We start from the raw sequence: 25,547 nt of genomic DNA on the forward strand, positions 1-25,547 counted from the left end.
CGGCAAACCCGGTGCGCAGCTCCATGTCCTCACCCTACGAAGTCCCGGCGCTACGGCGCATACACGACATTCTCGACGTGCTCGCGCACGCTCAAGGCCCGATGCGCGCGGCAGCAATCGCACAGGCCACCGGCCTCTCGCGCAGCACGCTCTATCTGATGCTCGACTCGCTCGAGCGCCGGCGCTGGATCGAAAAGCGCGCCGACGGCTATATCGTCGGCCTCACGTTGTTCGAGCTAGGCAGCGCCTACGTGCGGCACGATCGGCTCCAGGAAGTGTTCCGCCAGGAAGCGACCGTTTTTGTCGCGACGCATAACGAAGTGGTTCAGCTCGCAGTGCTGGACGGCGCGGAAGTCGTGTATCTCGCACGCGAGGACCCCGCGCGACCCGTGCGTCTCGTCTCCGATCTCGGCTCGCGGCTGCCCGCGCACTGCAGCGCGCTGGGCAAGGCGCTGCTCGCCAGCCTTTCCGATGATGAGGTCAACGCCATCCTGCCGCGCCAACTGCCCGCCGTGACGGCCAACACCATCACGCGCAAGCAGGACCTCATTGCGGCGCTCGCGGCGATACGCCGCTCCGGCCTCGCGCACGAACGGGAAGAAGTAACGGCGGGCATCGCGTGCTTCGCGGCGTTCGTCGGCGTGACGGCGCTTGGCAAGCGTGTGGCGGTCAGCGCGAGCCTGCCGCTCGAGCGGCTGGACGCGCGCCGCGAAAAGCGCCTCGCCATCGCGGTGGTCGAGATGGCGCAGCGCATCGCCAAGGGACTTTAACGACGCGAGCGCTTGAGCACGCTCGCGTCGCGTGCTCAAGCGCTTTCGCGCGGCATGACGGCGTATTGAATGCGTATCTTCAAGGGATGCGACGCGCTCGAACTGTCCGCTGCCGCGAGGGCGGCGACGATCGCCTCGCCGGTGCGCTGGCCAATGCCGTAGGCATCGACCGAGATCGTGGTGATCGCCGGATGGCAGCACGCGGCGATCTCGAAGTTGCCGAAGCCGGCAACCGCCATATCGCGGGGCACGCTGAGGCCGCGCCGCTGGCACTCCATGATCGCGCCGAACGCCGACATGTCGCTCACGCACATCACGGCCTGGGTGTCGGGCCAGCGCTCGAGCAGTTCCGCCATGGCGGGCGCGCCGTGGCTCATCGTGACCGGCGAGTCGCCGAGCTGCACGACGCGGTGCCTTTCGAGCCCGAGCGCCTTCATCTCCATCTGAAAGCCCTTGAGGCGGTCGAGACCGCGCCGGTCCAGGTCGCCCGCGCCGCCGAGAAAGCCGATGCGGCGATGGCCCTTGTCCGCGAGATAGCGCACCATCTCGCGCGCGGCGCTCACGTTGGAAAAGCCCACGGCCATGTCGATCGGCTCCGTGGGCAGGTCCCACATCTCGACGACCGGTACGCCCGAGCGCTGCAGCAGCGTGCGCGTGGCGTCCGTATGCTGCGCGCCCGTGAGCGCGATGCAGCGCGGCTGATGGCGCAGCATCTGGCGCACGAGACGCTCCTCGCGATCGAGGAAGTAGTCGGTGTCGCCGATCAGCAGTTCGAGCCCTTGCGGTTCGAGCACCGCGGTCAGGCCGCTCACGGTGTCCGAGAAGTTGGAGCTGGAAAGCGACGGCACGAGCACCGCGACGAACGACGAGCGCCCCGAGGAAAGCGCGCCGGCCGCCGCGTCGGCCACGTAGCCCAGCTCGTCGATGGCGCGCTGCACGCGCTCACGGGTCGCCTCCGACGCGCTGCGCCCCGCCATCACGCGGGACACCGTCATCTTCGAAACGCCCGCGAGACGGGCGACATCGGACATACGGGGCGGCGTGGTTTTCGGAGCGCTGGTTTTGGACATCGCGGCTGGGCGGCAAAATAAAAAGAACGCATATCATAACGGCTGCGCCCTTCTTTTCCTCGTTTCGCGCGGTTGCATGTCATCGCCGTCGTAGGCACTCATTTAATTCGCCATCCTTATCTTCGTGCGAAATCGCTGTGCAAGCGAGCGCCGTTCGATTCGGGAATCCAGGAATTCGGTCACAATCGATGACCGGCGCCAGAGGATGCGCACGCCCGCGCAGACGCCCCGCCGCCCATCCACGAGCCATGAGGAAACTTGCCATGTCAGGACCCGCCCGCACCATTGCCGAGAAACGCGCCGAGTTTCGCGCGCTGCACGCCGCCGGTTGCTTCGTGCTGCCGAACCCGTGGGACGTGGGCAGCGCGCGCTATCTCCAGAGCCTCGGCTTCAAGGCGCTCGCGACCACCAGTTCCGGGTTCGCCTGGTCGCGCGGCCACGCCGACAACAGCCTGCCGCGCGACGCGATCCTCGCGCACCTGCGCGAGATCGTCGCGGCCACCGACCTGCCCGTGAACGCCGATTTCGAAAGCGGCTTCGGCGCCGACCCCGCAGGCGTCGAAGCAAGCGTGGGCCTAGCCGTCGAGACCGGCGTCGCCGGGCTTTCCGTGGAAGACTCGACCGGCGACGACGCCGCGCCGCTGCTGCCGATCGAGGTCGCCGTCGAGCGCATGCGCGCGGCGCGGCGCGCCATCGACGCGCGCGGCGGCGATACCGTGCTAGTTGGCCGCGCGGAGAACTTCGTGGCGGGCGTGCCCAACCTCGACGACGCCATCGCGCGCTTGCAGGCGTACGCGCAGGCGGGCGCGGATTGCCTCTATGCGCCCGGCATCCAGACGCGCGAGCAGATCGTGGCCGTCGTCACCGCTGTCGCGCCGAAGCCCGTGAACGTGCTAATCGGCGCGAAGTCGGCCTTCACGCTCGACGATCTCGCCGCGCTCGGCGTGCGCCGCGTGAGCGTGGGCGGCGCGCTCGCCCGCACCGCATGGGGCGCTTTCATGCACGCGGCGCAACGGCTCACTGAAGGGCGTTTCGACGGCTTCGAAGGCGCGGCCCCCGGCGCGACGCTCAACGCCGCCTTCCGTAGCGAGAGCTGATTACGCTACGGGCATGATGGTGCGTGGCGCGCGCGGCTTGCGCGCCGAACGACGAACACGCGGCGACGTCGGCGCCCGCGCGCCGGTGACGCTACCGGCCTCGCCAAAGCACGCCAGCGCCCACGCCACGAACGCGCGCTGCTTGGGGGCCTGCGCGCGGCGATCCGCGTAAAGCAGATGCATGGGCCGCACCGGTGCGGCATACGCCTCGAGCAGCGGCACGAGCCGCCCCGCCGCCACCGACGGCGCGAGGTTCGGCTCGCCCGCCAGCACGATTCCCACTCCAGCCTCCGCCGCCGCGATCAGCGCGCGGGTGTCGTTGCTGCGCAGCTGGCCGCGCGGCTCGACTTCGATCTGCGTGTCGCCGTCCTTGAAGATCCACGTCTGGGGCGCCGGGAAGCTGTCGAACGCGTAATCGAGGCACACGTGCTGCGCGAGTTCGCGCGGGTGCGCCGGCATTCCGTGTGCGGCGAGATAGGCCGGCGCGGCGCACGGCACGAGCCGATAGGGCGCGAGCGGCCGCGCGACCAGTTGCGAGTCGGGCAGCGCGCCGATGCGAAACGCGACATCGAAGCCGTCCTGCAAGAGGTCGAACTGCCGGTCGCTCAGCACGAGATCGACCTTCACGTCGGGGCAATCCGCGAGAAACGCCTTGATTTCATGTGCGAGCCGGAAAGCGCCGAACGAGACGGGCGCCGTCACGCGCAGCGTGCCTTGCGGGTGGGCGGTCTGCGCGAGTGCGACGGCCTCGGCGGCGGCGGCCTCTTCGAGCACGCGGCGGCAGGCTTCGAAGTAAGCGCGGCCGGCCTCGGTAAGCGCGTGCTTGCGCGTCGAGCGCTGCAGCAGGCGCACGCCTAGCGTCTTTTCCAGCGCGTCGACATGCTTGCCCGCCATCTGCGGCGTCATCGCGAGCATGCGTGCCGCCGCCGTGAACGAACCGGATTCGGCGGTCTTCACGAACACGGTCATGCTGGTCAATTTGTCCACGATTGGAAATCTGCCGTTTCAAGTGTTTCACCCAGTTGGCTGATTATCGCATGGGAGTTTCGGCGCTACGCTAGGGTCTCCATTGCAAACCACGGGGCTTCTCATGAACGAACATCGATTGGCTGTCGGCATTCTCGGCGCGGGCGAGATCGGCTCGACGCTGGGCAAACTGCTCGCGCAGGCGGGGCACGAAGTGATGCTCTCGTCGCGCGATCCGAAGGCGCGCGCGGCAGAGGCGGCGGCGCTGGGCTGCAGGATCGGCTCGCTGGAGCAAGCCGCGGCCTTCGGCGAGATCGTGATCGCGGCGCTGCCGCTGGCCGCGCTCGGTGAGATACCGGTCAAAACGCTCGCCGGCAAAGTCGTCATCGACACCATGAACTACTACCCGGCGCGCGACGGCGCCATTGCGGCGTTCGACGAACACCGCGAGGCGACGAGCGAGCGCGTTGCGCGGCAACTGGATGGCGCACGGGTGGTCAAGGCCTTCAGCGCGATTCTTGCGTACGACCTGCCGCGCGAAGAGCGTCCGGCTGTCGAAGGCGGACGGCGTGCGCTACCCGTGGCGGGAGACGACGAAGCCGCAAAGGCACTTGTTGCCGCGTTGCACGCACAGCTCGGTTTCGACGTGCTCGACGCGGGTTCGCTTGCCGATAGCTGGCGCTTCGAGCGCGCGAAACCGGCCTATTGCATTCCGCTGAACCACACCCAGCTGCGCGCCGCACTCGCCGCGGCCGAACGCGACAAGGAGCTGCCACACGGCTCATGGCGACGCAAAGCGCGGCAGGATTGAGGTTCACCGATACCGGAGAAATCACCTGGCATACCGAATCAAACAGCACGAAGCCGTCGCGACCTCGGCATTCGGACGAGGTCTAACTCAAGCAGGGAGGCAGTTACGGACGGGCCAGAACGGCCCGGCGAGCGCCGCCGGATGCGGCGGCGCGAAATGACGAGGCGCAGCGGCGCGCTGCCGTTGCGCCCGGCAAGCCGTGCTTAGTCGTAGTGACGGTGCTTGTGGTGCTTGCCGTGATAGCCGCGCGAATAGTCGTCGGCGTACGAGTTCGAACGCGAGACATTGCCGCCGAGCGCCGAGCCTGCGCCGCCGCCCACGGCCGCGCCGATCAGGCCGCCCGTACGGCCGCCCATGGCGTTGCCCGCCGCCGTGCCAGCGCCGCCGCCGAGCGCGCCGCCGATGATGGCGCCCGTGCGCTCGCGACGGTTCGAGGTGACCGCGCCACCCGCGCCGCCGCCCACCGCGCCGCCGATCACCGCGCCGGTGCTGCCGCCCACGGCGCCGCCCAAAGCCGCGCCGGCGACGCCGCCGAGCGCGCCACCCAGTGCGTTGTTCATATCGCCGGCGAGCGCCGGCAGCGAGGCCGCAGCAGTCAGCGCGGCAACGGCAACCATCTGGATGATTTTCTTCGACATAGTTGTTCTCTTACGTTTTTGAGACGGAACCGAGTATAGCGGCCAACGCGAAAGGGCTTTGTAACGCCACAGGCCAAGCCCCGTAAGAGGTGTAACAAAATGGTCTGCCTCGGGGTCGCGCCCCGAAAACGCGTCGCGACGCCGCTCAATCCAGCCTGAACACCTTGACCGCGCTGGCGAGCAGTTCCGTCTGGCGATGCTGCTGCCTGACCTGCTCGACCGTGTCGGCGACATGCGCCGCGTTCTCGCGTATCGCCGCGTCGATGCCGGCGATGTTCTCGCCCATCTGGTCGATGCCCGCGCGCTGAGCGCCGGTAGCCGTCGCCATTTCGTGAACGATGGCCGACAGGCGCGTGACGCTTTCGAGCACCTCGCCCACCGTGTTGCCCGCGCTTTCGACGAGACCATTGCCCGTGCGGGCGCGCTCGACCGACTCGCCGATCAGCGCCCGGATCTCCTTCGCCGCCGAGGCGCTGCGCTGGGCCAGCGTGCGGACCTCCTCCGCCACCACCCCGAACCCTCGCCCGTGATCGCCCGCGCGCGCGGCCTCGACCGACGCGTTGAGCGCGAGAATGTTGGTCTGGAACGCGATGCCGTCGATCACGCCGATGATGTCGGTAATGCGTTCGCACGAGCGATAAATGTCGCCCATCGTCTCGATCACCGCCTTGATCGCCCCGCGCCCCTGGGTCGCGACCTCGCTCGCCGAGCCCGCCAGCGCGCTGGCCGCCATCGCGTGATCGACGCTCTCGTGCACGCTTTGCTTGAGCTGCTCCATCGCCGCGACCATGCTTTCGAGCGAACGGCGCTGCTGCCCGGTCCGCTCCGAAAGGACGGCGTTACGCGCGCTGGTGCCGGCTACGGATTCCGAAACTTCACTCACGCTGTCACGTACCTGCAGCAGCGTCTTGCGCACGGCCGCGAGTGTGGCGTGGAAGGCGCCGGCCACATCGCTCGCGGGCCGGCTCGCCTGCTCGCTCAGCGTGATGTAGCCCGAAGCCTGGCCGATCCCCTCCGACATGGCCGCGAGTTCGCCCGCAGCGTTCGCGTCGCGCTCCTGGCGCGCCGAAATCGCCGCGATGAACAAGGTTTGCAACCAGAGAAACGCCCAGTGCTGCGCCACGACGTCCAAGCCCGTTTGCGAAAAGACCCGGACCGGCCAGCCCCACGCCTGCAAATAGTTGAACGCGAGTTGCTGGACGGAGATGAAGCCGGTAGCGAGCAGCACGACCCGCACGTCGCGATAGGCGAGCAGCAGCGAGAGCAGGATGAATACGACGAAGTGAAACTCGTCCTGCCCGCCGCCCACGTCGATCAATAGGGCTGCGCCGCCCATGAAGGTGAGCGCGGAACCCATCCTGGTGAACTTGTGCCCAGGCAGGGCAAGTGCGAGCAGCGTGGACACGAGCGCGAGCGGCAATCCGACGACGAGCACGGGCGTGAGCGCGTCGAAGTGCCAGCCTATCCCCAAGGCGGCCGCCAGCAGAATCCAGTTGACCAGCGCGCAAGCCCTGTCGGCTCGTTTGCGCGCGTTCACGAGCGGGCTTTCGACGGCCGCTCCCCGGCGAGCGGCATTGGCTGGGGCGTACGCCCCGCCAAACGGGGCTTCTGCGAAATTGCTGGACATGGAATTCCCGACTCCTGATTGACAATGCAACTTACGGCCAGGGCGAAGCAGACGGGCCGAATCACATTCTGCAGTTATCGGCTGATCAACCGACAGCTAGATAAGGGAAATCCATTGAAGAATTATTGTTGACTTATCATCCAATGTCATTTTGGTGACAGCCGTTGTAACCGGACCTAACAAAACGGCATCGGCCGAGGATGTTCCGCAGCGTTGTTTTTGTGGCAGGCTTGGTTCATTCGACCGCGAAAAGGCCTTTACCATGTCCCGAAGCCCACACTCCATTTCTGCGTTGTCGTTCGCACGTCCCACCTACGGTTTAACGCTACGCGTGCTGCATTGGCTGACCGCGCTATGCATGTTCGTGGTGATCCCGGTGGCGTGGTACATGACGACGATGGACCGTCATGACCCGTCGCACGGCAGTTGGGTGAATTTTCACAAATCGATTGGCCTGACCGTCCTGTTGCTCACGCTGATCCGCGTGGTGACACGGCTTGCGGGCAATGCGCCGCCGCTGCCGCAACGCATTCCGGCGTTCGAGCAGAAGCTCGCGCATATCGATCATGGCTTGCTGTATCTGATTCTCTTCGCCATGCCGATCAGTGGATATATCAACTCGTATGGCGGCGGCCATCCGGTGAACTGGTTCTGGCTGTATCAGGTGCCCGCCGTCGTGCCGGTCGACAAGGCGCTCGGCCATCTCGGCTCGAAGATCCACTATTGGCTGGCGTACCTTACGTACGCACTGATCGCCGGGCACGTGCTTGCGGTGATTTACCATCAACTGGTGCAGCGCGTGGACATCCTGGGGCGCATGACGGGGCGCGCGGGCAAACGCTGACGCGCCGTCACATCACAACGCGCGTTCGATCGCCACGATCAGCGCCCCCAGCACCCCCTCGATGGGGCGCGAAAGCCGCCGGTCTCGCATCGTCATCACACACAGGTTGCGCTGGTTGAGCGTCGGTTCGTCGAAGCGTTTCGCGACCAGCGAAAGATCGTCCGCGAGGCCCGAAAGCGACAGCCGGCTGCCGAGCGTGATCGCACCCGCCAGCGCGGCGAACGCATGCAAGGCGCTCGAATTGTTGCTCGTGAGAATGGGCTCGAACTTGATGCCGTGCCGCGCGCAGCATTCGTCGAATAGCTGGCGCGCCGTGTTGCCGCGTTCGAGCAGCGCGACGGGATAGTCGCGCAGGTCCGCGAGCGTGAGCGAGTCGCGCTGCGCCAGCGGATGCCCCGGATCGAGCAGCGCGCAGACCGGCGCCTGTGCGCTGTACTGCACGTAGACCTTCGCGGGGTCTCCGCTCGAAAACGCCAGCCCCAGGTCCGCCTCGCCCGTGGCCACCCACTGCTCGACCTGCGAAGGCGTGCCCGAGCGCAGATTGAAATGCACGTGCGGCGCGGCGGCGTGATGCTGCGCGAGCACGTGGGGCAGGAACGAGCGCGTAAAGCCCTCCGTGCAGCCGATTCGGACGATGCCGTGCCCGAGCGCCTTGGCCGTGGCGATCTCGGCGAGCACTGCGTCGCCCTCCAGCAGCGCGCGCCGCGCGTGCTCGGCCAGCCGCTCGCCCGATTCGGTCAGCACCATCCCACGCGGCATGCGCTCGAAGAGCGCCGTGCCCACGTCCTCCTCCAGCTTGCTGATCTGCCGGCTGATCGCCGAGACGGCGACGTGCAGGTTCTCCGAGGCCGCGGCCAGCGACCCCGTACGCGCGACCTCGACGAAGTAGCGCAAGGCGATTCCATGAAGCATCGGCTTATCCGTTCAGTGGGCATTCATTGCGTTGCCATTTCGGCAATGCTATCCGCAAATTTTGAAATTGTTGCGAATTTTTGACGTTCCTAGACTGCTTTCATTCCCTGCACCCAGGCATGAGAGGAGCCCTTTTGAACGAGACCCGACAAACCGCCATCGACCGCGCCGTGCGCGTCTATGATTCCGGCGCTTTCTTCGCCGACCTCCAGCGCCGCGTGGGTTTTCGCACCGAAAGCCAGAATCCCGAGCAGGCCCGCGCGCTGGTCGCCTATCTCGCCGACGAGGTGATGCCCTCCCTCACGCCGCTCGGCTTCACGTGCCGCGTGGTCGAGAATCCCACGGGCTCCCGTGCACCGTTTCTGATCGCCGAGCGTATCGAAGACCCCGCGCTTCCGAATGTGCTGACCTATGGCCACGGCGACGTCGTGCGAGGCTACGACGACCAGTGGCGCGAGGGTCTCGCGCCCTGGAACGTCACCGTGGAAGGCGACCGCTGGTATGGCCGCGGGACCGCCGACAACAAGGGCCAGCACTCCGTGAACTTCGCCGCGCTCGCCGCGGTGCTGGACGCGCGCGGCGGCAAGCTCGGCTACAACGTGAAGCTGATCTTCGAAACCGGCGAGGAGATCGGCTCGCCGGGCCTCGACGCCGTGTGCGCCGCCCATCGCGACGCGCTCGCGGCGGACGTGTTCATCGCCTCAGACGGCCCGCGCGTGCTGGCCGAACGCCCCACGCTGTTCCTCGGCTCGCGCGGCGGCGTGACGTTCGAACTGCTCGTCGATCTGCGCCGTGGCGCGCATCATTCGGGCAACTGGGGCGGCGCGCTGCGCAATCCGGCCATCGTGCTGTCGCACGCGATCGCGAGCCTCGTCGACCGGCGCGGCGCCATCGCAGTGGACGGGCTGCGTCCGCCGCCCGTGCCCGCGAGCGTGCGCGAGGCGCTTGCCGACATCGTGCTCGGCGGGGACGAAGACGCCCCCGCGATCGATCCCGACTGGGGCGAGCCCGGGCTCACGCCCACCGAGCGCGTGATCGCCTGGAACACGCTCGAAGTGCTCGCCTTCAAGACCGGCAACCCCGACGCGCCCGTCAATGCGATCCCGCCCACGGCCAAGGCCACCTGCCAGCTGCGCTTCGTGGTGGGCACCGACGCCGCGCGTGTAGGCGAGCATCTCGAAGCGCACTTCGCGCGGCTTGGCTTTGACGACGTGCAGGTACGTGTCACGCAGACGTCCGCCGCGACGCGGCTCGACCCCGACGATGCCTGGGTGCACTGGGCGCTCGATTCGCTGCGCGCATCGACTGGCAAGAAGCCGGCGCTGTTGCCGAACCTCGGCGGCACGGTGCCGAACGACGTATTCGCATACACGCTCGGGCTGCCGACGCTCTGGGTCCCGCACTCGTATCCGGCCTGCGCGCAGCACGCGCCGAACGAACACCTGCTCGGCTCCGTCGCGCGCGAGGCGCTCGCCGTGATGGCCGGACTCTGGTGGGACCTCGGCGACGACGCCGCGCGTCTCGCCGCAACTTGCGCGTCGGCGCAAGCGCAAGCACGCGCGACGCAACCCACCGACGCCCTCGCCTGACGACCCCGATAAAGGTGCCTGCCGCCATGTCCGCCAAACAACCCGTGAGCCTTGTCAGGCTCGTCATCGCCACCTCCGCCGGCAACGCTCTCGAATGGTTCGACATCGCCATTTATGGGTTCTTCGCGGTGTACATCGGCAAGCACTTCTTTCCGGCGGTCAACGAAACCGTTTCGATGCTGCTCACGTTCGGCACCTTCGGCGCGTCGTATCTCGTGCGGCCGCTCGGCGGCGCGGTGCTCGGCGCCTATGCCGACCGCAGCGGACGCAAGGCCGCCCTGATGCTCTCGGTCAGCCTCATGATGGTCGGCACGGCGATCATCGCGCTGGTTCCCGACTACGCGACAATAGGACTCGCCGCGCCGCTCGCGGTGTTCGCCGCGCGGCTCATCCAGGGCTTTTCGGCGGGCGGCGAGTTCGGTGCGTCCACGGCCATGCTGATCGAGCATGCGCCGCACCGGCGCGGTTTTCTCGCGAGCTGGCAGTTCGCCACGCAGGGCCTCGCCACGCTGCTCGCGGCCTCGTTCGGTTATGGTCTCGCCCGCCTCATGGCGCCCGCGGACCTCGCGGCCTGGGGCTGGCGTCTACCGTTTTTCTTCGGATTGCTGATTGGTCCGGTGGGCCTCTATCTGCGCCGCTTCATTGAAGACGCCGAGGACTTCAAGCGCGCCGCGCGCACCGAAACGCCCGTGCGCGAAGTGCTGCGCCAGCAAAAGCGGCTCGTGCTCACGGCGATCGGCCTGCTGACCGTCTCGACGGCGGTCAACTATCTGCTGCAGTACATTCCCACGTTCGCGATCCGCCAGCTGCATCTGCCGGCGGCTACCGGCTTCGCGGCGACGATGGCGGGCGGCGTGATTCTCACCGTCGTCACGCCGTTCGCGGGACATCTGTCCGACCGCATCGGGCGGCGCACGCAGATGACCTGTGTGGCGCTGCTCTTTCTCGCGAGCGCCTACCCCGGCTTCGCATGGGCGACCAGCCATGCGAGTGCGCTGCCGCTCTTCGCGCTGATCGCGTGGCTCGCGCTCCTCAAGTCGATCTATTTCGGCGCCCTGCCCGCGCTCATGGCCGAGATCTTTCCGGCCGCGACGCGCGCCACCGGCATGTCGATCGGCTACAACATCGGCGTGACCGTATTCGGCGGTTTCACCCCGGCCATCGTCACGTGGATGCTGAGCGCCACCGGCGACAAGAGCGCGCCGAGCTACTGGCTGATCGCGACCGCCATGATCAGTTTGTCCGCGCTGGCGTATGTGAGCCGCGTGCGAGTTGCGGCCACGGTTGCGCAGCAGGCGACGGCGTAGATCGAGCGAAGGGGTGCGCAGCCAACGCAGCAGCGCGCCGCCAACGCAGCAGCGCCCCCCACGATGCAGCGGGCTCTGGCCCGCGAATTAACCGACTCCCAAGCATTGCTTCCCGGTGTTTTGCATAGCGCGAGACCACGCAAAAGCGGGGAGGGAGAGCGAAATGTGACGACAACCCTATTGAAATCAGTGTCATCGCCCATATCGTAGAATAACGATATATGATTCGGACAGTTACGATGCAGCCGCGATGAAGAATCCCCCTACCACTCCAGCTCTAGACGTCGACGCGATCTGCAAGGCGCTCTCCAATCCCGTGCGCCGCGAGATTCTTGCGTGCCTGCGCGAGCCGCAGGTGCATTTCGGCGACCAGGAGCTGCCGCTCGAAAACGGCGTTTGCGCGGGCAAGATCGACGCGCATTGCGAGCTTTCGCAATCCACGGTGTCCGCGCATCTGGCCGTGTTGCAGAAGGCCGGACTCGTCACGTCCAAACGCGTGGGGCAGTGGGTGTTCTTCAAGCGCAACGAACCGGTCATCGAGGCGTTTATCGCCCATATGAACGCGCAGTTGTGATTCTTCAGCGGCGAAACATCTGCTGAACAGGCATCGTCCATTTCGATTCCCGTATCGCTTTTCAGCCCGCGGGCCGCGCCCGCAGACAAGGTGACACTACACATGGCAACGCTTTTCGACCCCATCCAGATCGGCGACCTCACGCTGCCGAACCGCATCATCATGGCCCCGCTCACGCGTCAACGCGCAGGTGAAGTGCGCGTGCCCAACGAACTCATGGCGAAGTACTATGCCGAGCGCGCCACGGCCGGCCTCATCATCAGCGAGGCGACCTCCGTGACGCCGCAAGGCGTCGGCTATGCCGAAACGCCTGGCATCTGGTCGCAGGAACAGGTGGCAGGCTGGAAGATCGTGACCGATGCGGTGCATGCCGCGGGCGGCCGCATCTTCCTGCAACTGTGGCACGTCGGCCGTGTGTCCGACCCTGTGTTCCTGAACGGCGAGCTGCCGGTGGCGCCCAGCGCCATTGCGCCGCAAGGCAACGTGAGCCTCGTGCGTCCGCAGCGCGGCTTCGTCACGCCGCGCGCGCTCGAAACCGAAGAGATCGCGGGCGTGATCGCCGCATTCCGCCAGGGCGCGGTCAACGCGAAGGCGGCCGGTTTCGACGGCGTGGAAATTCACGGCGCGAACGGCTATCTGCTCGACCAGTTCCTGCAGGACAGCACCAACCGGCGCACGGACGCCTATGGCGGCTCGATCGAAAATCGCGCGCGCCTGCTGCTCGAAATCACCGACGCGTGTATCGATGTGTGGGGCGCGGATCGTGTGGGCGTGCATATTGCGCCGCGCGGCGACGCTCACACGATGGGCGATTCGAATCCGGCGGCGACGTTCGGTTATGTGGCACGCGAGCTCGGCAAGCGCAAAATCGCGTTCCTCTTTGCGCGCGAATCGCTTGGCGACAACCGTCTCGGGCCGCAGCTGAAGGCCGAATTCGGCGGTCCGTTCATCGCGAACGAAAAGTTCTCGCTGGAATCGGCGCAGGCCGTGCTCGCGGCAGGCGAAGCCGACGCGGTCGCGTGGGGTCAGCTCTTCATCGCGAACCCCGACCTGCCGCGCCGTTTCGAACTGAACGCGCCGCTCAACGCGCCGAATCCGTCGACGTATTACGCGCGCGGCGAAACGGGCTACACGGACTACCCGTCGCTCGAAACGGCGGCGTAAAGCTGACATAAGCGGAACGCGTGCGGCCCATGGCCGCATGCCATCAGGCGGCCACGGCGCAGACATTCTGTCTCGCCGTGGCCGTTTTGCGCTGGAAGCCCTGAAAATACAGAGCTCGCGCGAGCAGACGCCAAAGCTCAGACAGATCACACCTGCGACCCGCTTGTGGCGTTTTTTGCCCGATAGGTGGATTCAATTGGTATCCCGCGCCCGGATGTCCTTGAATGAAAACCCTCCCCGCCAACCCCTCCTCGCTGACCGGAGCCAAGTCATGCCGAAGACCGCCGATGCTTCCGAGATCGTCCATACCATCGCCGAAGAAACCAACACGCCGGAGGAAACGGTCGCGCGCATCTACGCCGACACGCTCAATGAATATCGAGCGCAAGCGCGCATCCAGGACTATCTGCCGCTTTTCGCCGCCCGCAAGACGCGTGCGACACTGCGGCAAAATGGCACGAAGCCGCGCTAATCGCCGTCCGTCTGCTTGTCTTTGTGCCGGCCATACGCAGGCCGGCCGCTCGATCCCGCCGCATTTTCCTGCATGGTGCACGCCCGCATAGGGCTCGCACCGCTGCATCCGTTGGCCGCGCCGGTCACACCCGGGCACCCATCGCCCCAGCCCCTCCCTTAAGGTTGGTTTAATTCTTTGCTGCAACCATAGGCTCAACCCCTGTTGAGCCGCCGGAACATCGGCGGCGTTTTTTTGCGCGGCAAGCGTAGGAGGAGCGAGGTCATGGTTGAAGACGATGTGCTAGTGCACCTGCAGTCCCTGCTGCGCGACGGTGCCGCTTCGACGGTCGCGTCGTGCCGGGTCTCCACGCCGCTCCAGCATCCGTGGGGCCGCGCTTACCGCCTCGTCGAATGGACGACGCCGCTCGACGACAGCGCCCGTCGCCAGGTCGTGCCCGCCGAAAGCACGGCGCTCGACATCGCCCGCCTCGTTGCGCAGCACGTGCCCGGCCGCCGCATTCTGCTGAACGGCGAACCCGCCGCTGTCGAACCCCCCCGCACGCGCCGCCGCCGCGCGTCCAGCACCGCGAACGCACGCGCGGCGCGCTAGACGCGCCGCACGCGGCGGTTCACGCCGCACGTCCTCCCCCAGCCTCTCAATCCGCCGCGTGCCCTTCCCGCACGGGCAGCGTCAAATCACGAGGCGCGCCAGCGACGCCTCCAGTTCACCGCTCACACGCGTCATCGGCGCGCGCAGTTCATTGCGGATCCGCCCGCACGAAGCCAGCCCCGCCTTCACCGGTCCCGGATTCGGCTCCGCGAACGCGGCGCGCACGAGCGGCACCAGCGTGTGCCAGATCGCGCGCGCATCGGCGAGACGCCCTTCCTGCAACGCACGCGCCATCCCCACGAAGCGCTCCGGCCGCCAATGCGCCGACGCCGCAATCGCCCCGCTCGCGCCCGCGCACATCGCGCCGAACATGTCGATGTCCTCGCCGCAGAGCACCTGCAAACGGCCGTCGAGAATCAGCGCGAGCGTCTTGTCGAGCGAGCCGCCGCAGTCCTTCACCGCGACGATGCGCTCGTGTGCGGCGAGTTCGAGCAGGCTCGGCAACTCGATGCGCACGCCCGTGCGCGCGGGGATGTCGTAGACGATCAGAGGCTTGCGGCTCGCATCGGCGAGCGCGGCGAAGTGGCCGATCACGCCCGCCTGCGATGGGCGGATGTAGTAAGGCGCGGCCGCCAGCACGCCCGCGACGGGCCGCTCGTTGAGCGCCGCGATCCGCTCGCAGACGGCCGCCGTGTGATTGCCGCTCACGCCCGCCACGACCGGCAGCCCGCCCGCCGACGCCAGCACGGTGGCGAGCACCTCGTCCGCTTCCGCGTCGCTCAGCGCGGCGGGTTCGCCGGTCGTGCCGAGCGCGACGAAGCCGGCCACGCCGGCCTCGACGTAGTGGCGCACGAGCGCGTCGAGCGCAGCATGATCGACTGCACCGGCGTTGAACGGCGTGATGAGCGGAATCCAGATACCCGAAAACTCTGACATGACTTTCCCTTGAACTCGACCGTATGGAAGGTCCGTTCAGCGGTGCGCAGGAGGGAAGCAAGCCGGGAGTGAGGCGGAAGGCAGGGCGCCTTCGGCTGGCTGTTCCGTCGCACATCTGACGGAACAGCAGACTCCGGTCAGATGAGCGGCTGTTTTTTGGCTTTGGCTTTCACCCACACCGAAGTGGCCTGCGCGAGCGACGACACCGCGCGCATGGCGGCGGTGAGATTCGGCAGGTCGTGGCGGAGCGGGTTACGTAGCATGTCGCGCAGTGTAACCGAGATCGCCCAGATGCGGGCGGGCGCCAGCAAGCGGCGTGCTGCGCGCGCGGTACGTCCTCACGTACGCAGAACGCCTTCTCGAGCGCTCCTCCGACAAAAGAACTTGACTTCTCGCGCCACCGAACTAATATACGCACCGCGTACATTAACCAGAAATCACGGGTGCCAGCATGAGCGTTCCGCAACAAGCCTTCCTCCGTGACGCCATGCGGCGTCTGAACATGACCCGCGACGCATTTGCGAGCCGCATCGGCGTGTCGCGTCGTGCGCTCGACACGTGGCTGCTGCCCGAGGAGTCGCAGGAATCGCGCGCCATGCCGGAGATCGTCGAGCGCTTCGTTTCGGAAATCGTCGGCAACGGCGAGCCGCGCGAAGACTATACGCAAAGCGTAGACTCAGTGCGTTCGCTCGCGAGCCAGATGCAGTTCGAGGGCAAGCCGCAACTGCTTTCCGTGGACCAGTTCTCGCGCGACTCCGTCGAAGCCCTGTTCCGCGTGGCCGACATCATGCAGCCCATCGCGCGCCGCCGGAAGATCTCGCGCGTGCTCGAAGGCGCGGTGCTCGGCAACCTGTTCTTCGAGGCCAGCACGCGTACGCGTGTGAGCTTCGGCGCCGCGTTCTGCCGCCTGGGCGGTTCGGTGTGCGACACGACCGGCTTCACGTTCTCCTCGATGGCCAAGGGCGAATCGATCTACGACACCAGCCGCGTGATGGCCGGCTACGTGGATGCGATGGTGATTCGCCATCCTGATCAAGGCTCGGTGGCCGAATTCGCGCGTGCCGTGAACATCCCCGTGATCAATGGCGGCGACGGTCCCGGCGAGCACCCGAGCCAGGCGCTGCTCGACCTCTACACGATTCAGCGCGAGTTCTCGCGTCTGGGCAAGATCGTCGACGGCGCGCATATCGCGCTCGTGGGCGACCTCAAGTACGGCCGCACGGTGCACTCGCTCGTGAAGCTGCTCGCGCTCTATCGCGGCATCAAGTTCACGCTCATTTCGCCGCCGCAGCTCGAAATGCCGGCATACATCGTCGACAAGATCTCGACCAACGGCCATGTGGTCGAGCAGACGCACGACCTGCGCGCGGGCCTGCGCGGCGCGGATGTGGTGTACGCCACGCGCATCCAGAAGGAGCGCTTCGCCGACGAGTCGTTCGAAGGCTACACGCCCGAATTCCAGATCAACCAGGCAACGATGGACGAGTGCTGCAGCGCTGAAACGCTCGTGATGCACCCGCTGCCGCGCGATAGCCGACCGGGCGCCAACGATCTCTCGACCGATCTGAACCACGATCCGCGCCTCGCGATCTTCCGCCAGACCGACAACGGCATTCCGGTGCGCATGGCGATTTTCGCGGTGCTGCTGGGCGTCGAGAATCTCGTGCAGCATTCGATGCGCGACGCCGTGTGGCGTCCGCCTGCATATCTCGGCCCGGACGACGCCGTGTTCCACGGCATCGACTGAGCCTCGTTGCACTCGCGACATCATCGGCCCGCAAGCATCAATCGCGCTTGCGGGCCGATTTGTTTATGGCGCGCTCAAGCGCCTGACGACGTGCATACCGTCACGCAGGTCAGCCCTTGCGCCTTTTCCGCCGCGTCGATCGCGCTCTCCAGCGCATCGAACGCGTGGCGCTGCACTTCGATCGCGTCTAGCGGCAATTGCCCGGACTGCACGAGCGCGATCAACGCGCGGTAGTCCGCGCCGCTGTACATGAAGTGGCCCATCAGCTCCCAGTTGTTGATGAGCATCTCGCCATACTTGATCGGCAATTCCACCTCCATGCTGCCCATCAGCACCATGCGGCCGTTGCGGCGCAGGCTGCGCAGCGCAGCGAGCGTGGCGGCCGGGTCGGTGGCGTGGCCCACCATGTCGAAGGCGAGATCGGCGCCTCCGTTCGCGGCCGCGCGGATCGCCTCCACGTCGCGCGCCATCTCGCCGCTGAGCGCGACGGTGACCACACGTCCGCCGCCGAGCTTCGCGAGCGGCGCAAGCGCCGCCGCGCGCCGCCCGAGCGCCACCACACGGCCCGCGCCGAGTGCGAGCGCATCGAGCACGGCCGCCGAGCCGAACGCGCCGGCCGCGCCGTTCACCACCACGGTTTCGCCTGCCGCGAGCCGGCCACGGCGCAGGCCGCCGAACGGCACCACGAGCTTGCCGAGCACCGCGAGCTGCGCCGAAGGAACATGATCGAGGCCGTCGAGCGGAAATACCGTCGAGGCCGGAAACTCGACGGCCTCGCGCAGCGTGCCGTGCGGAAAATCGCCGAGCATCGGCCCGCTGTCGGGGCTGATCGCCGTGAGCCCGAGCAAGGCCTGGGCGGGCTCGCGCAGCGCTTCGTCGGCGATCCAGTAGGGGCTCAGCGCAACGCGCTGGCCGACGCGATAGCCGTACACGCCTTCCCCGACCGCGAGCACCCGGCCGATGCCATTGGTCCCCGGCGAAAACGGCCCCTGCGGGTAGCCGTAGGGCAGCTTGCCCTGCACGTACTGGCGCGTATAGCTCAGGAGCGGCACGGCCTCCACGCGCACCAGCAGCGCGCCGCGGCGCGGTTCGGGTTGCGGCACGTCGCGCAGTGCGAGCGGTTGACCGGGTTGATCGAGCATCCAGGCTTTCATGGCTTCTCCTAGAGGAAAGGTGTTCATCTGACGGATTGAACTCTAGGCGAGCGAGACGTATTCTTGAAATCAATTGCCGACATTCCACCTATCACCGTGATTGATCTCTCCGGTATCGACCTGAACCTGCTCGTATCGCTCGACGCCCTGCTCGCCGAGTCGAACGTGACGCGCGCCGCCGCGCGTCTGAATCTCACGCAGCCGGCCGTTTCGGCGCAACTCGCGCGACTGCGCCAACTCTTCGACGACCCGCTGCTCCTTCCCGCCGCCAATGGCCGCGGCATGACGCCCACGGCACGCGCGCTCGAACTGATGGAGCCGCTGAATGCGGCGCTCAAGACGCTAGAAACCGTGGTGCGCCGCGAGAGCGCCTTCGATCCGTTCACGGGCACGCGGCGCTTCGTGGTCGCCGCGAGCGACCAGTGCGTGGCCGTGCTCGGCCTGCCGCTGATGATCGAATGGCCGCGTCTGGCGGGGCCGGGGCTGCAGCTGGCGTTCATCGCCATTGAATCCGGCTCGCTCGCGGAGCGCTTCGAGCGCGGCGAAATCGATTTGCTGCTCGGCTCCGCGCAGCAGGTGCCCCCAACGCTCAAGGCCAGAAAGCTCTACGACGAACGCTTCGTCGTGGCGCAACGCAAAGGGCACCCGCGCGGCGCGGCCCCATTCGATCTGGACAGCTATTGCGCGCTCGAGCACGTGCTCGTTTCGACCAGCGGCGCGAGCTTCTTCGGCTTCATGGACGAACATCTCGAAGCGCTTGGCCGCCGCCGCCGCGTGGTGCACTCGGTACAGCACTTCACCCTCGTGCCCGAGGTGCTCACTCGCACGAACTACGTGGCGACGCTGCCTTACCGGCTCGTCGCACGCTACCAGGACCGCGTGGACCTGTTCGAACTGCCGTTCGAGGCACGCGGCTTTTCGATGCATGCGGCATGGCATCCACGCAATCACGCCGATCCGGCGCTCGTGTGGCTGCGCGAGGCCGTGGCTGCGCTGAGCACTGGCAACATGGTTAGCGATCCTCTCGAATGACACTCGTGTGCAATTCGTCAGTCGATTAATTCGGTGAATGTCTGCGTGCGCGCCGCCTATACTGCATGAGACGTCAAAAAAGCGGCCGCGCCGCAATACGAAAGCGCAGTCCCCGCGCCGCTGTCCCATCGTCGTTTCCTGCTTGCCCGCGACTTGCGAAGCCATGCTGACCACAGACGAAATCCGCGCGATCCCGCTTTTCTCCACGCTCCCCGAAGCCGAACTCGAACGTCTCGCCCACACTTCCGCGGACCTGCACCTGAGTCCCGGTGAATACGCCGTGCACGAAGGCGGCGAGCGCGCGCTGTATGCCGTGCTGTCCGGCAAGATGGAGGTCGTCAAGGTGTTCGACGGCATCGAGCGCACGCTTGGATGGCGCCTGCCCGGCACGATCTTCGGCGAGGTGCCGCTCGCGCTCAGTTCGCCATTTCCCGGCGCGTATCGCGCAGCCCTTCCCTCGCGCGTCATGCGCGTGGACGCGCAGCATTACTACGCGCTCGCTGCCGCCTCGTCGGACGTCGCCACGCGCATGGGTGCACTCGCCCGCGAACGCATCGGCGGCTTGCAGGGTCTTTCCGCGGAGCCGCCGAAAACGCGCGTCACGCTCGTTGGCGCGCGCTGGGACCCGGCCTGCGCGAACCTGCGCCAGTTCCTCGCGCGCAACCAGATCAGCTGCGAGTGGTTGACGCCAGACGCGCCTGAACTCAAAACACGCTGGAGCGGTCCCTGCCCCGAAGAGCAGCACTGCCCGACCTTGCGCCTCGCCGATGGCACCCTGCTGAGCCGCCCGGCGACGCGCGACCTGGCGGAGCGGCTGGGGCTGCAAACCCAACCGCGTCTCGCGGAATACGACACGCTGATCATCGGCGGCGGACCGGCTGGCCTTGCCGCCGCGGTCTATGGCGCCTCGGAAGGACTCCGTACCATTGTGGTCGAGCGTGAAGCACCGGGCGGCCAGGCCGGCACCTCTTCGCGCATCGAAAATTATCTGGGCTTTCCTGGCGGCATTTCCGGCGACGAACTGGCGAGTCGCGCGCTGCAGCAGGCAAGGCGCCTCGGCGCCGAAATCCTCGTCACGCGCGCGGTTGCTCGCGTCGATACCGCCGCGCGCGAAGTCCACCTCGACGGCGGCGACGTGGTGCGCGCGCACACGCTCATTCTCGCGACGGGCGTCACCTGGCGGCGGCTGGCGATCGAAGGCTTCGACCGCTTCATCGGCAAAGGCATCTACTACGGCGCGGCGCGCAGCGAGGCGAGCGGCACGCACGGACTCGACGTGTATCTGATCGGCGGTGGCAATTCTTCGGGACAGGCCGCGCTGTACTTCGCCAATCATGCGCGCGCCGTGACGCTCATCGTGCGCGGCGAGTCGCTCGAGAACAAGATGTCGCGCTATCTCGTCGAGCAGTTGGTGGGAAAGGAGAACGTTCACGTCGAACTGAATTCGGAAGTCGTCGGCGTGTATGGAGAGACGCATCTCGACGCCATCGACGTGCTCAATACGGCCAGCGCAAGCGTGAGCCGCCGCGCATGCGGCGGCCTGTTCGTATTCATTGGCGCGGACGCGGAAACGGGCTGGCTGCCGCCGGAGATCGCCTGCGACAAGCGCGGCTACGTGCTGACCGGCGACGATGCCGTGAAAGCCGGGCGCTGGTCGCACCGGCGCGATCCCTACCTGCTCGAATCGAGCGTACCCGGCATCTTTGCCTGCGGCGATGTGCGGCTGAGCCCGGTCAAGCGTGTCGCCTCGGCCGTCGGCGAAGGCAGCATGGCGATCGCCTTCGTGCATCGCTACCTACAGGAAGATCGCGCGTAGCGTATGCGTTGCGCGGAACGACTCGTCGCGCAACCGTCTTTCAACACGCTTTTCCCTCTTGCTGCATTGCATTTCTGTCCACGGCGCCAGCTTCGCGTCGGGATGGCGCCAGCCATGCGACAGCGTTGCGCCATCAAGCAATATGCAGCGAAAAATTCACACGTAAGCGCTTTACTTTCGTGTTCGAGAAGTGCAATTTGCAGATCTGCAGCAGTGCCCGGCCGAGCAACCGCGGCATCGGAATTGCTTCACGAAAGAGGCGCGCCGCTGCGCGACGAAGCCCTGCGCAAACCCGCGCGGCCAGCGCCTGAAGTCCCGGATTATGTTCCGTCGTCATCCTGGAGTCCGCAGATCGCCATGTCCAACGAACGTCCCCTCGATGCGCCGTGCGATTGCGACGACGCCTCCCAATCTTCCCCCTCCCGCGCGCCCGCCGACGTCACCCGCCGCCGCTTCCTGCAATCGGCGGCCGCCGCTGCCGCGTTGAGCGCGACGCCTCATCTGCATGCACAGAATGCGCCGCCTGCCACCGCCCCCACCGAAGCGCCGCCGCCCGCGCCCGCGCAACCGGTCAGGCTCGACATCAACGGCCGCGCTTACACGCTGCATATCGAACCGCGCGTCACGCTGCTCGATGCGCTGCGCGACTATGCGGGCCTCACCGGCACGAAGAAGGGTTGTGATCGCGGCCAGTGCGGCGCCTGCACGGTGCTCGTCGAAGGGCGGCGCATCAACAGTTGCCTCACGCTCGCCGTGATGCACGAAGGCCAGCGCATCACCACCGTCGAAGGGCTCGCGGGCGTGGCCACGTTGAGTCCCGTGCAGCGCGCCTTTATCGAGCACGACGCCTTCCAGTGCGGCTTCTGTACGCCGGGCCAGTTGTGTTCGGCCACGGCATGCCTGAGCGAATTCGCGGCAGGCGCAGCGAGCGCCGCCACACCCGACGTGCGCACACGCCCCGCGCAACTGAGCGATGCCGAAATACGAGAGCGCATGAGCGGCAACATCTGCCGCTGCGGCGCCTATGTCAACATCGTGGCCGCCGTGCGCGACGCGCATACGGCCGGCGCCTGAGCACGGAGACACACAAATGGATGCCATCTCGTACCAGCGTGCCGCCGACGTGAACGGCGCGATTGCCGCCGCGCAGCGTCCCGGTGCCGTATTCATCGGCGGCGGCACGAATCTGCTCGATCTCATGAAAGGCGGCGCCGCGCATCCGGTCATGCTCATCGACATCACGCGCATCGATGCGCTCGATCAGGTTCAAACGCTGCCCAACGGCGGCCTGCGCATCGGCGCGCTCGTGCGCAACAGCGACGCGGCCAATCACACGCTCGTGCGCACGCACTACCCGCTGCTCTCGCAGGCGCTGCTCGCCGGCGCCTCGCCGCAACTGCGCAACATGGCCACCGTGGGCGGCAATCTCATGCAACGCACGCGCTGTCCGTACTTCTACGACACCGCGTTCACCCAATGCAACAAGCGCGCGCCCGGCAGCGGCTGTGCGGCGATCGGCGGCTTCAACCGCATGCATGCGATCCTCGGCGCAAGCGCACAATGCGTGGCCGTTAATCCGTCCGACATGAGCGTTGCGCTCGCGGCGCTTGATGCCACGGTGCAGGTAAGCGGACCGGGCGGCGCGCGCACGATCCCGTTCGCGTCGTTTCATCGGCTGCCCGGCGAGCGGCCCGATCTCGATACGACGCTTCAGTCAGGTGAACTGATTACCTCGATCGACCTGCCGCCACCGTTGTTCAGCGAGCACGCGCACTACCTCAAGATCCGCGACCGCGCGAGCTATGCCTTCGCGCTCGTCTCGATCGCGAGCGCGCTGCAACTCGACGGCCACCGCATCCGCACGGCACGCATCGCGCTGGGCGGCGTCGCGCATCGGCCCTGGCGCGCGAGCGTGGCGGAGCAGCATCTCGCCGGAAAAACGCTCAACGCGTCGACGCTACGCGAGGCCGCCGCAGCGGAACTCGCGCAGGCAAAGCCGCTGAGCGGCAATGCGTTCAAGGTCGGGCTCGCGCAACGCGCGATCGTCCGCTCGACGATGCTCGCCGCCGCCGGCACGCAAGGCAACAACACCGGAGATTTCGCATGAGCACGCTAACCGGACAACCGATGGACCGCATCGACGGCATGCTCAAGGTCACGGGCGGCGCCCTCTACGCGAGCGATTTCCCCGAAACGCGGCTCGCCCATGCCGTGCTCGTCACCAGCACGATTGCGAGCGGCACGATCACGTCGATCGACACGAGCCGCGCGCGGTCCATGCCCGGCGTGCTGCTCGTCATGACGTACCAGACCGCGATGCGCCTGCCCAACGGCGGGCGCTCGCCGCTCAAGCCACCAGCGGGACGGCACCTCACGCTGCTGCAGGACAACGTCGTGCGCTACAGCAACGAGCCCGTCGCGGTCGTGGTGGCCGACACATTCGAACACGCCACGGATGCCGCGTGTCACATCGAGATCGTCTACGCGCCGACCCAGGCCACGCTCGACTTCAACCGCGCAAAAGGCGACGCGCACGCGCCGCCCAGCCCGATGGGCCGCCCGGTCGAATCGACGCGCGGCAACGTCGAAGCCGGGCTGCACGAAGGCGCGGTGCGCTTCGAGGCGGTCTACACCACGCCCACGCAGTTCCACAACCCGATGGAACCGCATGCGACGATGGCGCACTGGGACGGCCCGGACCTCACGCTCTACGACGCCACACAGGGCGTGAGCGGCACGCGCAACGCAGTGGCGGCCGTGTTCGGCATCGCGCCCGACAACGTGCGTGTGATCTCGCCATTCCTCGGCGGCGGCTTCGGCTGCAAGGGTTCGTCGTGGTCGCACGTGAGCCTGTGCGCGATGGCCGCGAAGCAGACGGGACGCCCCGTGCGACTTGCGCTCGCGCGGCCGCAGATGTTCGGGCCGGTCGGCTCGCGCCCGCACACGGAGCAGCATCTGTCGCTCGCGGCGCGCCCGGACGGCACGCTCACGGGCCTGCGCCACGACACGCTGGCCCACACGTCCACCTTCGAAGACTGGCTCGAAATGTGCGGCCTCGTCACACGCATGATGTACGCGGTGCCCAATTGCAGCACGAGCCATCGTGTCGTACCCCTGAATGTCGGCACACCGACCTTCATGCGCGCGCCCGGTGAAACCACGGGCTCGTTCGCGCTCGAATCGGCCATGGACGAGCTGGCGTGGCAACTGAAAATGGACCCGGTTGCGCTGCGCCTGAAGAACTACGCGGAAAGCGAGCCGCAGGACAGCAAGCCGTGGTCGTCGAAAGCGCTGCGCCAGTGCTATGAGGCGGGCGCGCAACGCTTCAACTGGTCGCGGCGCATCGCCACGCCGCGCGCCATGCGCAACGGCAACACGCTCATCGGCCTCGGCATGGCGAGCGCGACCTATCCCGCGAATCGCAGCGAAGCCGCCGCCGTGGCGCGCATCCTGCCCGACGGCAACGCGATGGTCGCGTCGGGCACGCAGGACATCGGCACCGGCACCTACACGGTGATGACCCAGGTGGCCGCCGACGCGCTCGGCTTTCCGCCCAACCGCATCCGCTTTGCGCTGGGCGATTCGACCTTGCCGGTCGCGCCGGTTTCGGGCGGCTCGCAGTCGGCGGCGAGTGTCTCGCCCGCCGTGCAGGCCGCGTGCACGGCCGTGCGCGACAAGCTCATCGCGCTCGCGCGCGCCGACCGCGGCTCGCCCGTCTACGGACTCGCCGCCGACGACGTGACCGTGCAGGACGGCTGGGTCGTAAGCCGCAGCGACAGCTCGCGACGCGATCCGGCCGCCGCCGTCATCGCCCGCGCGGGCGGCCAGCCGCTCGAGGCGCAGGTCGCGACGAAGCCAGGCGCGGAGAAGCAGCAGTATGCGTTTCACTCATTTGGCGCCGTGTTCGCCGAAGTGCACGTCGATGCCGATACCGGCACGATACGCGTGGCGCACATCGTCGGCGCGTACGACGTGGGACGCGTGCTCAACGAAAAAACGGCGCGCAGCCAGTTGATGGGCGGCATGGTATGGGGCGTGGGCACGGCCCTGCACGAAGAGGGCCTCTTCGACACGCGCATGGGCCGCATTGCGAACAACAATCTCGCCGAATACCACGTGCCCGTGAACGCCGACATCGGCGAGCTGGATGTGCTGTTCGTCGGCGAACCCGATTTGCGCTTCAATCCGCTCGGCGTGCGCGGCATCGGCGAGATCGGTATTACCGGCGTGCCGGCGGCCATTGCGAACGCCGTGTATCACGCCACCGGCGTGCGCGTGCGCGATTTGCCGATCACGCTCGACAAGGTCTTCCCGCAGACGAATTCGCTCATGTGACGGAGGGCATGCCATGCAGGCCCTGCACCGGCACAGTGCATGAGCGGGCGGCAAATGCAAGACGAAGCAAGGCATGTGCCGCGCGCGGGGCTTGC

24 protein-coding genes and 1 pseudogene are annotated in these 25,547 nt (G+C 67.1%); 16 read left to right on the top strand and 9 right to left on the bottom strand.

Features of this window, described 5'->3' with window-relative positions; all coding sequences use genetic code 11:
- Positions 1–23: 23 nt before the first annotated feature.
- On the top strand, positions 24–770 hold the full coding sequence (locus AB4Y44_RS20495) for an IclR family transcriptional regulator (RefSeq protein ID WP_069261804.1): 747 nt from the start codon (positions 24–26) through the stop codon (positions 768–770).
- A 35-nt stretch (positions 771–805) separates the two neighbouring features.
- Here AB4Y44_RS20495 and AB4Y44_RS20500 read toward each other — a convergent pair whose 3' ends face one another.
- Positions 806–1,801 (bottom strand): LacI family DNA-binding transcriptional regulator, encoded by a 996-nt coding sequence (locus AB4Y44_RS20500; RefSeq protein ID WP_342918892.1) that lies wholly within the window; start codon positions 1,799–1,801, stop codon positions 806–808.
- 302 nt (positions 1,802–2,103) lie between these two features.
- Here AB4Y44_RS20500 and AB4Y44_RS20505 point away from each other — a divergent pair, with 302 nt between their 5' ends.
- The gene (locus AB4Y44_RS20505; protein ID WP_368700722.1) at positions 2,104–2,937 is read left to right on the top strand and encodes an oxaloacetate decarboxylase; all 834 of its coding nucleotides are present in this window, start codon (positions 2,104–2,106) and stop codon (positions 2,935–2,937) included.
- On the opposite strand, the gene AB4Y44_RS20510 is transcribed toward AB4Y44_RS20505, so the two are convergent.
- Positions 2,938–3,924 (bottom strand): LysR family transcriptional regulator, encoded by a 987-nt coding sequence (locus AB4Y44_RS20510; RefSeq protein ID WP_368700723.1) that lies wholly within the window; start codon positions 3,922–3,924, stop codon positions 2,938–2,940.
- Between the two features lie 103 nt (positions 3,925–4,027).
- Between AB4Y44_RS20510 and AB4Y44_RS20515 the strand changes: the two genes are divergently transcribed.
- A complete protein-coding gene (locus AB4Y44_RS20515; protein ID WP_368700724.1) occupies positions 4,028–4,714 on the top strand; it encodes an NADPH-dependent F420 reductase in 687 nt (228 codons plus the stop codon).
- 203 nt (positions 4,715–4,917) lie between these two features.
- Here the strand turns inward: AB4Y44_RS20515 and AB4Y44_RS20520 are convergent, their stop codons facing one another.
- Together AB4Y44_RS20520 and AB4Y44_RS20525 are read right to left on the bottom strand one after the other, a co-directional pair.
- Positions 4,918–5,352, bottom strand: a complete 435-nt coding sequence (locus tag AB4Y44_RS20520; protein WP_069261799.1) for a hypothetical protein — start codon at positions 5,350–5,352, stop codon at positions 4,918–4,920.
- 145 nt (positions 5,353–5,497) lie between these two features.
- Entirely contained in the window at positions 5,498–6,979 is a 1,482-nt protein-coding gene (locus AB4Y44_RS20525) for a methyl-accepting chemotaxis protein (protein ID WP_342918896.1), read from the bottom strand.
- 262 nt (positions 6,980–7,241) lie between these two features.
- On the opposite strand from AB4Y44_RS20525, the gene AB4Y44_RS20530 reads away from it, so the two are divergent.
- The gene (locus AB4Y44_RS20530) at positions 7,242–7,823 is read left to right on the top strand and encodes a cytochrome b (protein WP_368700725.1); all 582 of its coding nucleotides are present in this window, start codon (positions 7,242–7,244) and stop codon (positions 7,821–7,823) included.
- Between the two features lie 12 nt (positions 7,824–7,835).
- Here AB4Y44_RS20530 and AB4Y44_RS20535 read toward each other — a convergent pair whose 3' ends face one another.
- On the bottom strand, positions 7,836–8,735 hold the full coding sequence (locus AB4Y44_RS20535; protein ID WP_342918898.1) for a LysR family transcriptional regulator: 900 nt from the start codon (positions 8,733–8,735) through the stop codon (positions 7,836–7,838).
- Between the two features lie 134 nt (positions 8,736–8,869).
- On the opposite strand from AB4Y44_RS20535, the gene AB4Y44_RS20540 reads away from it, so the two are divergent.
- From AB4Y44_RS20540 to AB4Y44_RS20565, 6 genes and pseudogenes are all read left to right on the top strand, one after another.
- On the top strand, positions 8,870–10,324 hold the full coding sequence (locus AB4Y44_RS20540; protein ID WP_342918899.1) for a M20 family metallopeptidase: 1,455 nt from the start codon (positions 8,870–8,872) through the stop codon (positions 10,322–10,324).
- A gap of 26 nt (positions 10,325–10,350) precedes the next feature.
- Entirely contained in the window at positions 10,351–11,631 is a 1,281-nt protein-coding gene (locus AB4Y44_RS20545; protein ID WP_342918900.1) for an MFS transporter, read from the top strand.
- A gap of 250 nt (positions 11,632–11,881) precedes the next feature.
- Complete coding sequence (locus AB4Y44_RS20550; RefSeq protein ID WP_321929425.1) at positions 11,882–12,205, top strand: metalloregulator ArsR/SmtB family transcription factor; 324 nt, start codon at positions 11,882–11,884, stop codon at positions 12,203–12,205.
- Between the two features lie 102 nt (positions 12,206–12,307).
- Complete coding sequence (locus AB4Y44_RS20555) at positions 12,308–13,369, top strand: alkene reductase (RefSeq protein ID WP_342918901.1); 1,062 nt, start codon at positions 12,308–12,310, stop codon at positions 13,367–13,369.
- 271 nt (positions 13,370–13,640) lie between these two features.
- Positions 13,641–13,841: a DUF3562 domain-containing protein gene (locus AB4Y44_RS20560; protein ID WP_368700779.1), complete on the top strand. Its 201-nt coding sequence runs from the start codon at positions 13,641–13,643 to the stop codon at positions 13,839–13,841.
- A gap of 264 nt (positions 13,842–14,105) precedes the next feature.
- Positions 14,106–14,336: pseudogene (locus tag AB4Y44_RS20565) on the top strand (DUF2866 domain-containing protein); the annotation flags it as partial.
- Between the two features lie 177 nt (positions 14,337–14,513).
- On the opposite strand, the gene dapA reads toward AB4Y44_RS20565, so the two are convergent.
- Together dapA and AB4Y44_RS20575 are read right to left on the bottom strand one after the other, a co-directional pair.
- Entirely contained in the window at positions 14,514–15,368 is an 855-nt protein-coding gene (gene dapA, locus AB4Y44_RS20570) for a 4-hydroxy-tetrahydrodipicolinate synthase (RefSeq protein ID WP_368700726.1), read from the bottom strand.
- 137 nt (positions 15,369–15,505) lie between these two features.
- Positions 15,506–15,679 (bottom strand): hypothetical protein, encoded by a 174-nt coding sequence (locus tag AB4Y44_RS20575; RefSeq protein WP_368700727.1) that lies wholly within the window; start codon positions 15,677–15,679, stop codon positions 15,506–15,508.
- Positions 15,680–15,819: 140 nt separating this feature from the next.
- Between AB4Y44_RS20575 and AB4Y44_RS20580 the strand changes: the two genes are divergently transcribed.
- Positions 15,820–17,115 (top strand): aspartate carbamoyltransferase, encoded by a 1,296-nt coding sequence (locus tag AB4Y44_RS20580; protein ID WP_368700728.1) that lies wholly within the window; start codon positions 15,820–15,822, stop codon positions 17,113–17,115.
- A gap of 74 nt (positions 17,116–17,189) precedes the next feature.
- On the opposite strand, the gene AB4Y44_RS20585 is transcribed toward AB4Y44_RS20580, so the two are convergent.
- Positions 17,190–18,269 carry a zinc-binding dehydrogenase gene (locus tag AB4Y44_RS20585; RefSeq protein WP_368700729.1) on the bottom strand — a complete coding sequence of 360 codons (1,080 nt, stop codon included), beginning with the start codon at positions 18,267–18,269 and terminating at the stop codon, positions 17,190–17,192.
- A 63-nt stretch (positions 18,270–18,332) separates the two neighbouring features.
- On the opposite strand from AB4Y44_RS20585, the gene AB4Y44_RS20590 reads away from it, so the two are divergent.
- Both AB4Y44_RS20590 and AB4Y44_RS20595 read left to right on the top strand, forming a co-directional pair.
- Positions 18,333–19,301 (top strand): LysR family transcriptional regulator, encoded by a 969-nt coding sequence (locus AB4Y44_RS20590; protein ID WP_368700730.1) that lies wholly within the window; start codon positions 18,333–18,335, stop codon positions 19,299–19,301.
- 163 nt (positions 19,302–19,464) lie between these two features.
- On the top strand, positions 19,465–21,117 hold the full coding sequence (locus AB4Y44_RS20595; protein ID WP_342918907.1) for an FAD-dependent oxidoreductase: 1,653 nt from the start codon (positions 19,465–19,467) through the stop codon (positions 21,115–21,117).
- Positions 21,118–21,250: 133 nt separating this feature from the next.
- On the opposite strand, the gene AB4Y44_RS20600 is transcribed toward AB4Y44_RS20595, so the two are convergent.
- Complete coding sequence (locus tag AB4Y44_RS20600; protein ID WP_342918908.1) at positions 21,251–21,454, bottom strand: hypothetical protein; 204 nt, start codon at positions 21,452–21,454, stop codon at positions 21,251–21,253.
- A 20-nt stretch (positions 21,455–21,474) separates the two neighbouring features.
- Between AB4Y44_RS20600 and AB4Y44_RS20605 the strand changes: the two genes are divergently transcribed.
- The 3 genes from AB4Y44_RS20605 to AB4Y44_RS20615 are packed head-to-tail and all read left to right on the top strand — an operon-like array spanning position 21,475 to position 25,452.
- A complete protein-coding gene (locus AB4Y44_RS20605) occupies positions 21,475–22,191 on the top strand; it encodes a 2Fe-2S iron-sulfur cluster-binding protein (protein WP_342918909.1) in 717 nt (238 codons plus the stop codon).
- Between the two features lie 16 nt (positions 22,192–22,207).
- A complete protein-coding gene (locus AB4Y44_RS20610) occupies positions 22,208–23,224 on the top strand; it encodes a xanthine dehydrogenase family protein subunit M (protein WP_342918910.1) in 1,017 nt (338 codons plus the stop codon).
- Positions 23,221–25,452: a xanthine dehydrogenase family protein molybdopterin-binding subunit gene (locus AB4Y44_RS20615; protein WP_368700731.1), complete on the top strand. Its 2,232-nt coding sequence runs from the start codon at positions 23,221–23,223 to the stop codon at positions 25,450–25,452. Before AB4Y44_RS20610 ends, AB4Y44_RS20615 begins: the two co-directional genes overlap by 4 nt.
- Positions 25,453–25,547: the final 95 nt, after the last annotated feature.

It is taken from the genome of Paraburkholderia sp. BR10937 (genome assembly GCF_040965695.1).
Classification (GTDB): Bacteria; Pseudomonadota; Gammaproteobacteria; order Burkholderiales; family Burkholderiaceae; genus Paraburkholderia.

Bases quoted from the DNA above. Each gene is read 5' to 3' on its own strand.
- AB4Y44_RS20525 (WP_342918896.1), bottom strand. From the start codon at position 6,979: ATGTCCAGCAATTTCGCAGAAGCCCCGTTTGGCGGGGCGTACGCCCCA.
- AB4Y44_RS20505 (WP_368700722.1), top strand. From the start codon at position 2,104: ATGTCAGGACCCGCCCGCACCATTGCCGAGAAACGCGCCGAGTTTCGC.
- dapA (WP_368700726.1), bottom strand. From the start codon at position 15,368: ATGTCAGAGTTTTCGGGTATCTGGATTCCGCTCATCACGCCGTTCAAC.
- AB4Y44_RS20600 (WP_342918908.1), bottom strand. From the start codon at position 21,454: ATGACGACGGAACATAATCCGGGACTTCAGGCGCTGGCCGCGCGGGTT.
- AB4Y44_RS20550 (WP_321929425.1), top strand. From the start codon at position 11,882: ATGAAGAATCCCCCTACCACTCCAGCTCTAGACGTCGACGCGATCTGC.
- AB4Y44_RS20520 (WP_069261799.1), bottom strand. From the start codon at position 5,352: ATGTCGAAGAAAATCATCCAGATGGTTGCCGTTGCCGCGCTGACTGCT.
- AB4Y44_RS20580 (WP_368700728.1), top strand. From the start codon at position 15,820: ATGAGCGTTCCGCAACAAGCCTTCCTCCGTGACGCCATGCGGCGTCTG.
- AB4Y44_RS20605 (WP_342918909.1), top strand. From the start codon at position 21,475: ATGTCCAACGAACGTCCCCTCGATGCGCCGTGCGATTGCGACGACGCC.
- AB4Y44_RS20610 (WP_342918910.1), top strand. From the start codon at position 22,208: ATGGATGCCATCTCGTACCAGCGTGCCGCCGACGTGAACGGCGCGATT.
- AB4Y44_RS20515 (WP_368700724.1), top strand. From the start codon at position 4,028: ATGAACGAACATCGATTGGCTGTCGGCATTCTCGGCGCGGGCGAGATC.
- AB4Y44_RS20530 (WP_368700725.1), top strand. From the start codon at position 7,242: ATGTCCCGAAGCCCACACTCCATTTCTGCGTTGTCGTTCGCACGTCCC.
- AB4Y44_RS20535 (WP_342918898.1), bottom strand. From the start codon at position 8,735: ATGCTTCATGGAATCGCCTTGCGCTACTTCGTCGAGGTCGCGCGTACG.
- AB4Y44_RS20555 (WP_342918901.1), top strand. From the start codon at position 12,308: ATGGCAACGCTTTTCGACCCCATCCAGATCGGCGACCTCACGCTGCCG.
- AB4Y44_RS20585 (WP_368700729.1), bottom strand. From the start codon at position 18,269: ATGAAAGCCTGGATGCTCGATCAACCCGGTCAACCGCTCGCACTGCGC.
- AB4Y44_RS20495 (WP_069261804.1), top strand. From the start codon at position 24: ATGTCCTCACCCTACGAAGTCCCGGCGCTACGGCGCATACACGACATT.
- AB4Y44_RS20595 (WP_342918907.1), top strand. From the start codon at position 19,465: ATGCTGACCACAGACGAAATCCGCGCGATCCCGCTTTTCTCCACGCTC.
- AB4Y44_RS20615 (WP_368700731.1), top strand. From the start codon at position 23,221: ATGAGCACGCTAACCGGACAACCGATGGACCGCATCGACGGCATGCTC.
- AB4Y44_RS20500 (WP_342918892.1), bottom strand. From the start codon at position 1,801: ATGTCCGATGTCGCCCGTCTCGCGGGCGTTTCGAAGATGACGGTGTCC.
- AB4Y44_RS20545 (WP_342918900.1), top strand. From the start codon at position 10,351: ATGTCCGCCAAACAACCCGTGAGCCTTGTCAGGCTCGTCATCGCCACC.
- AB4Y44_RS20560 (WP_368700779.1), top strand. From the start codon at position 13,641: ATGCCGAAGACCGCCGATGCTTCCGAGATCGTCCATACCATCGCCGAA.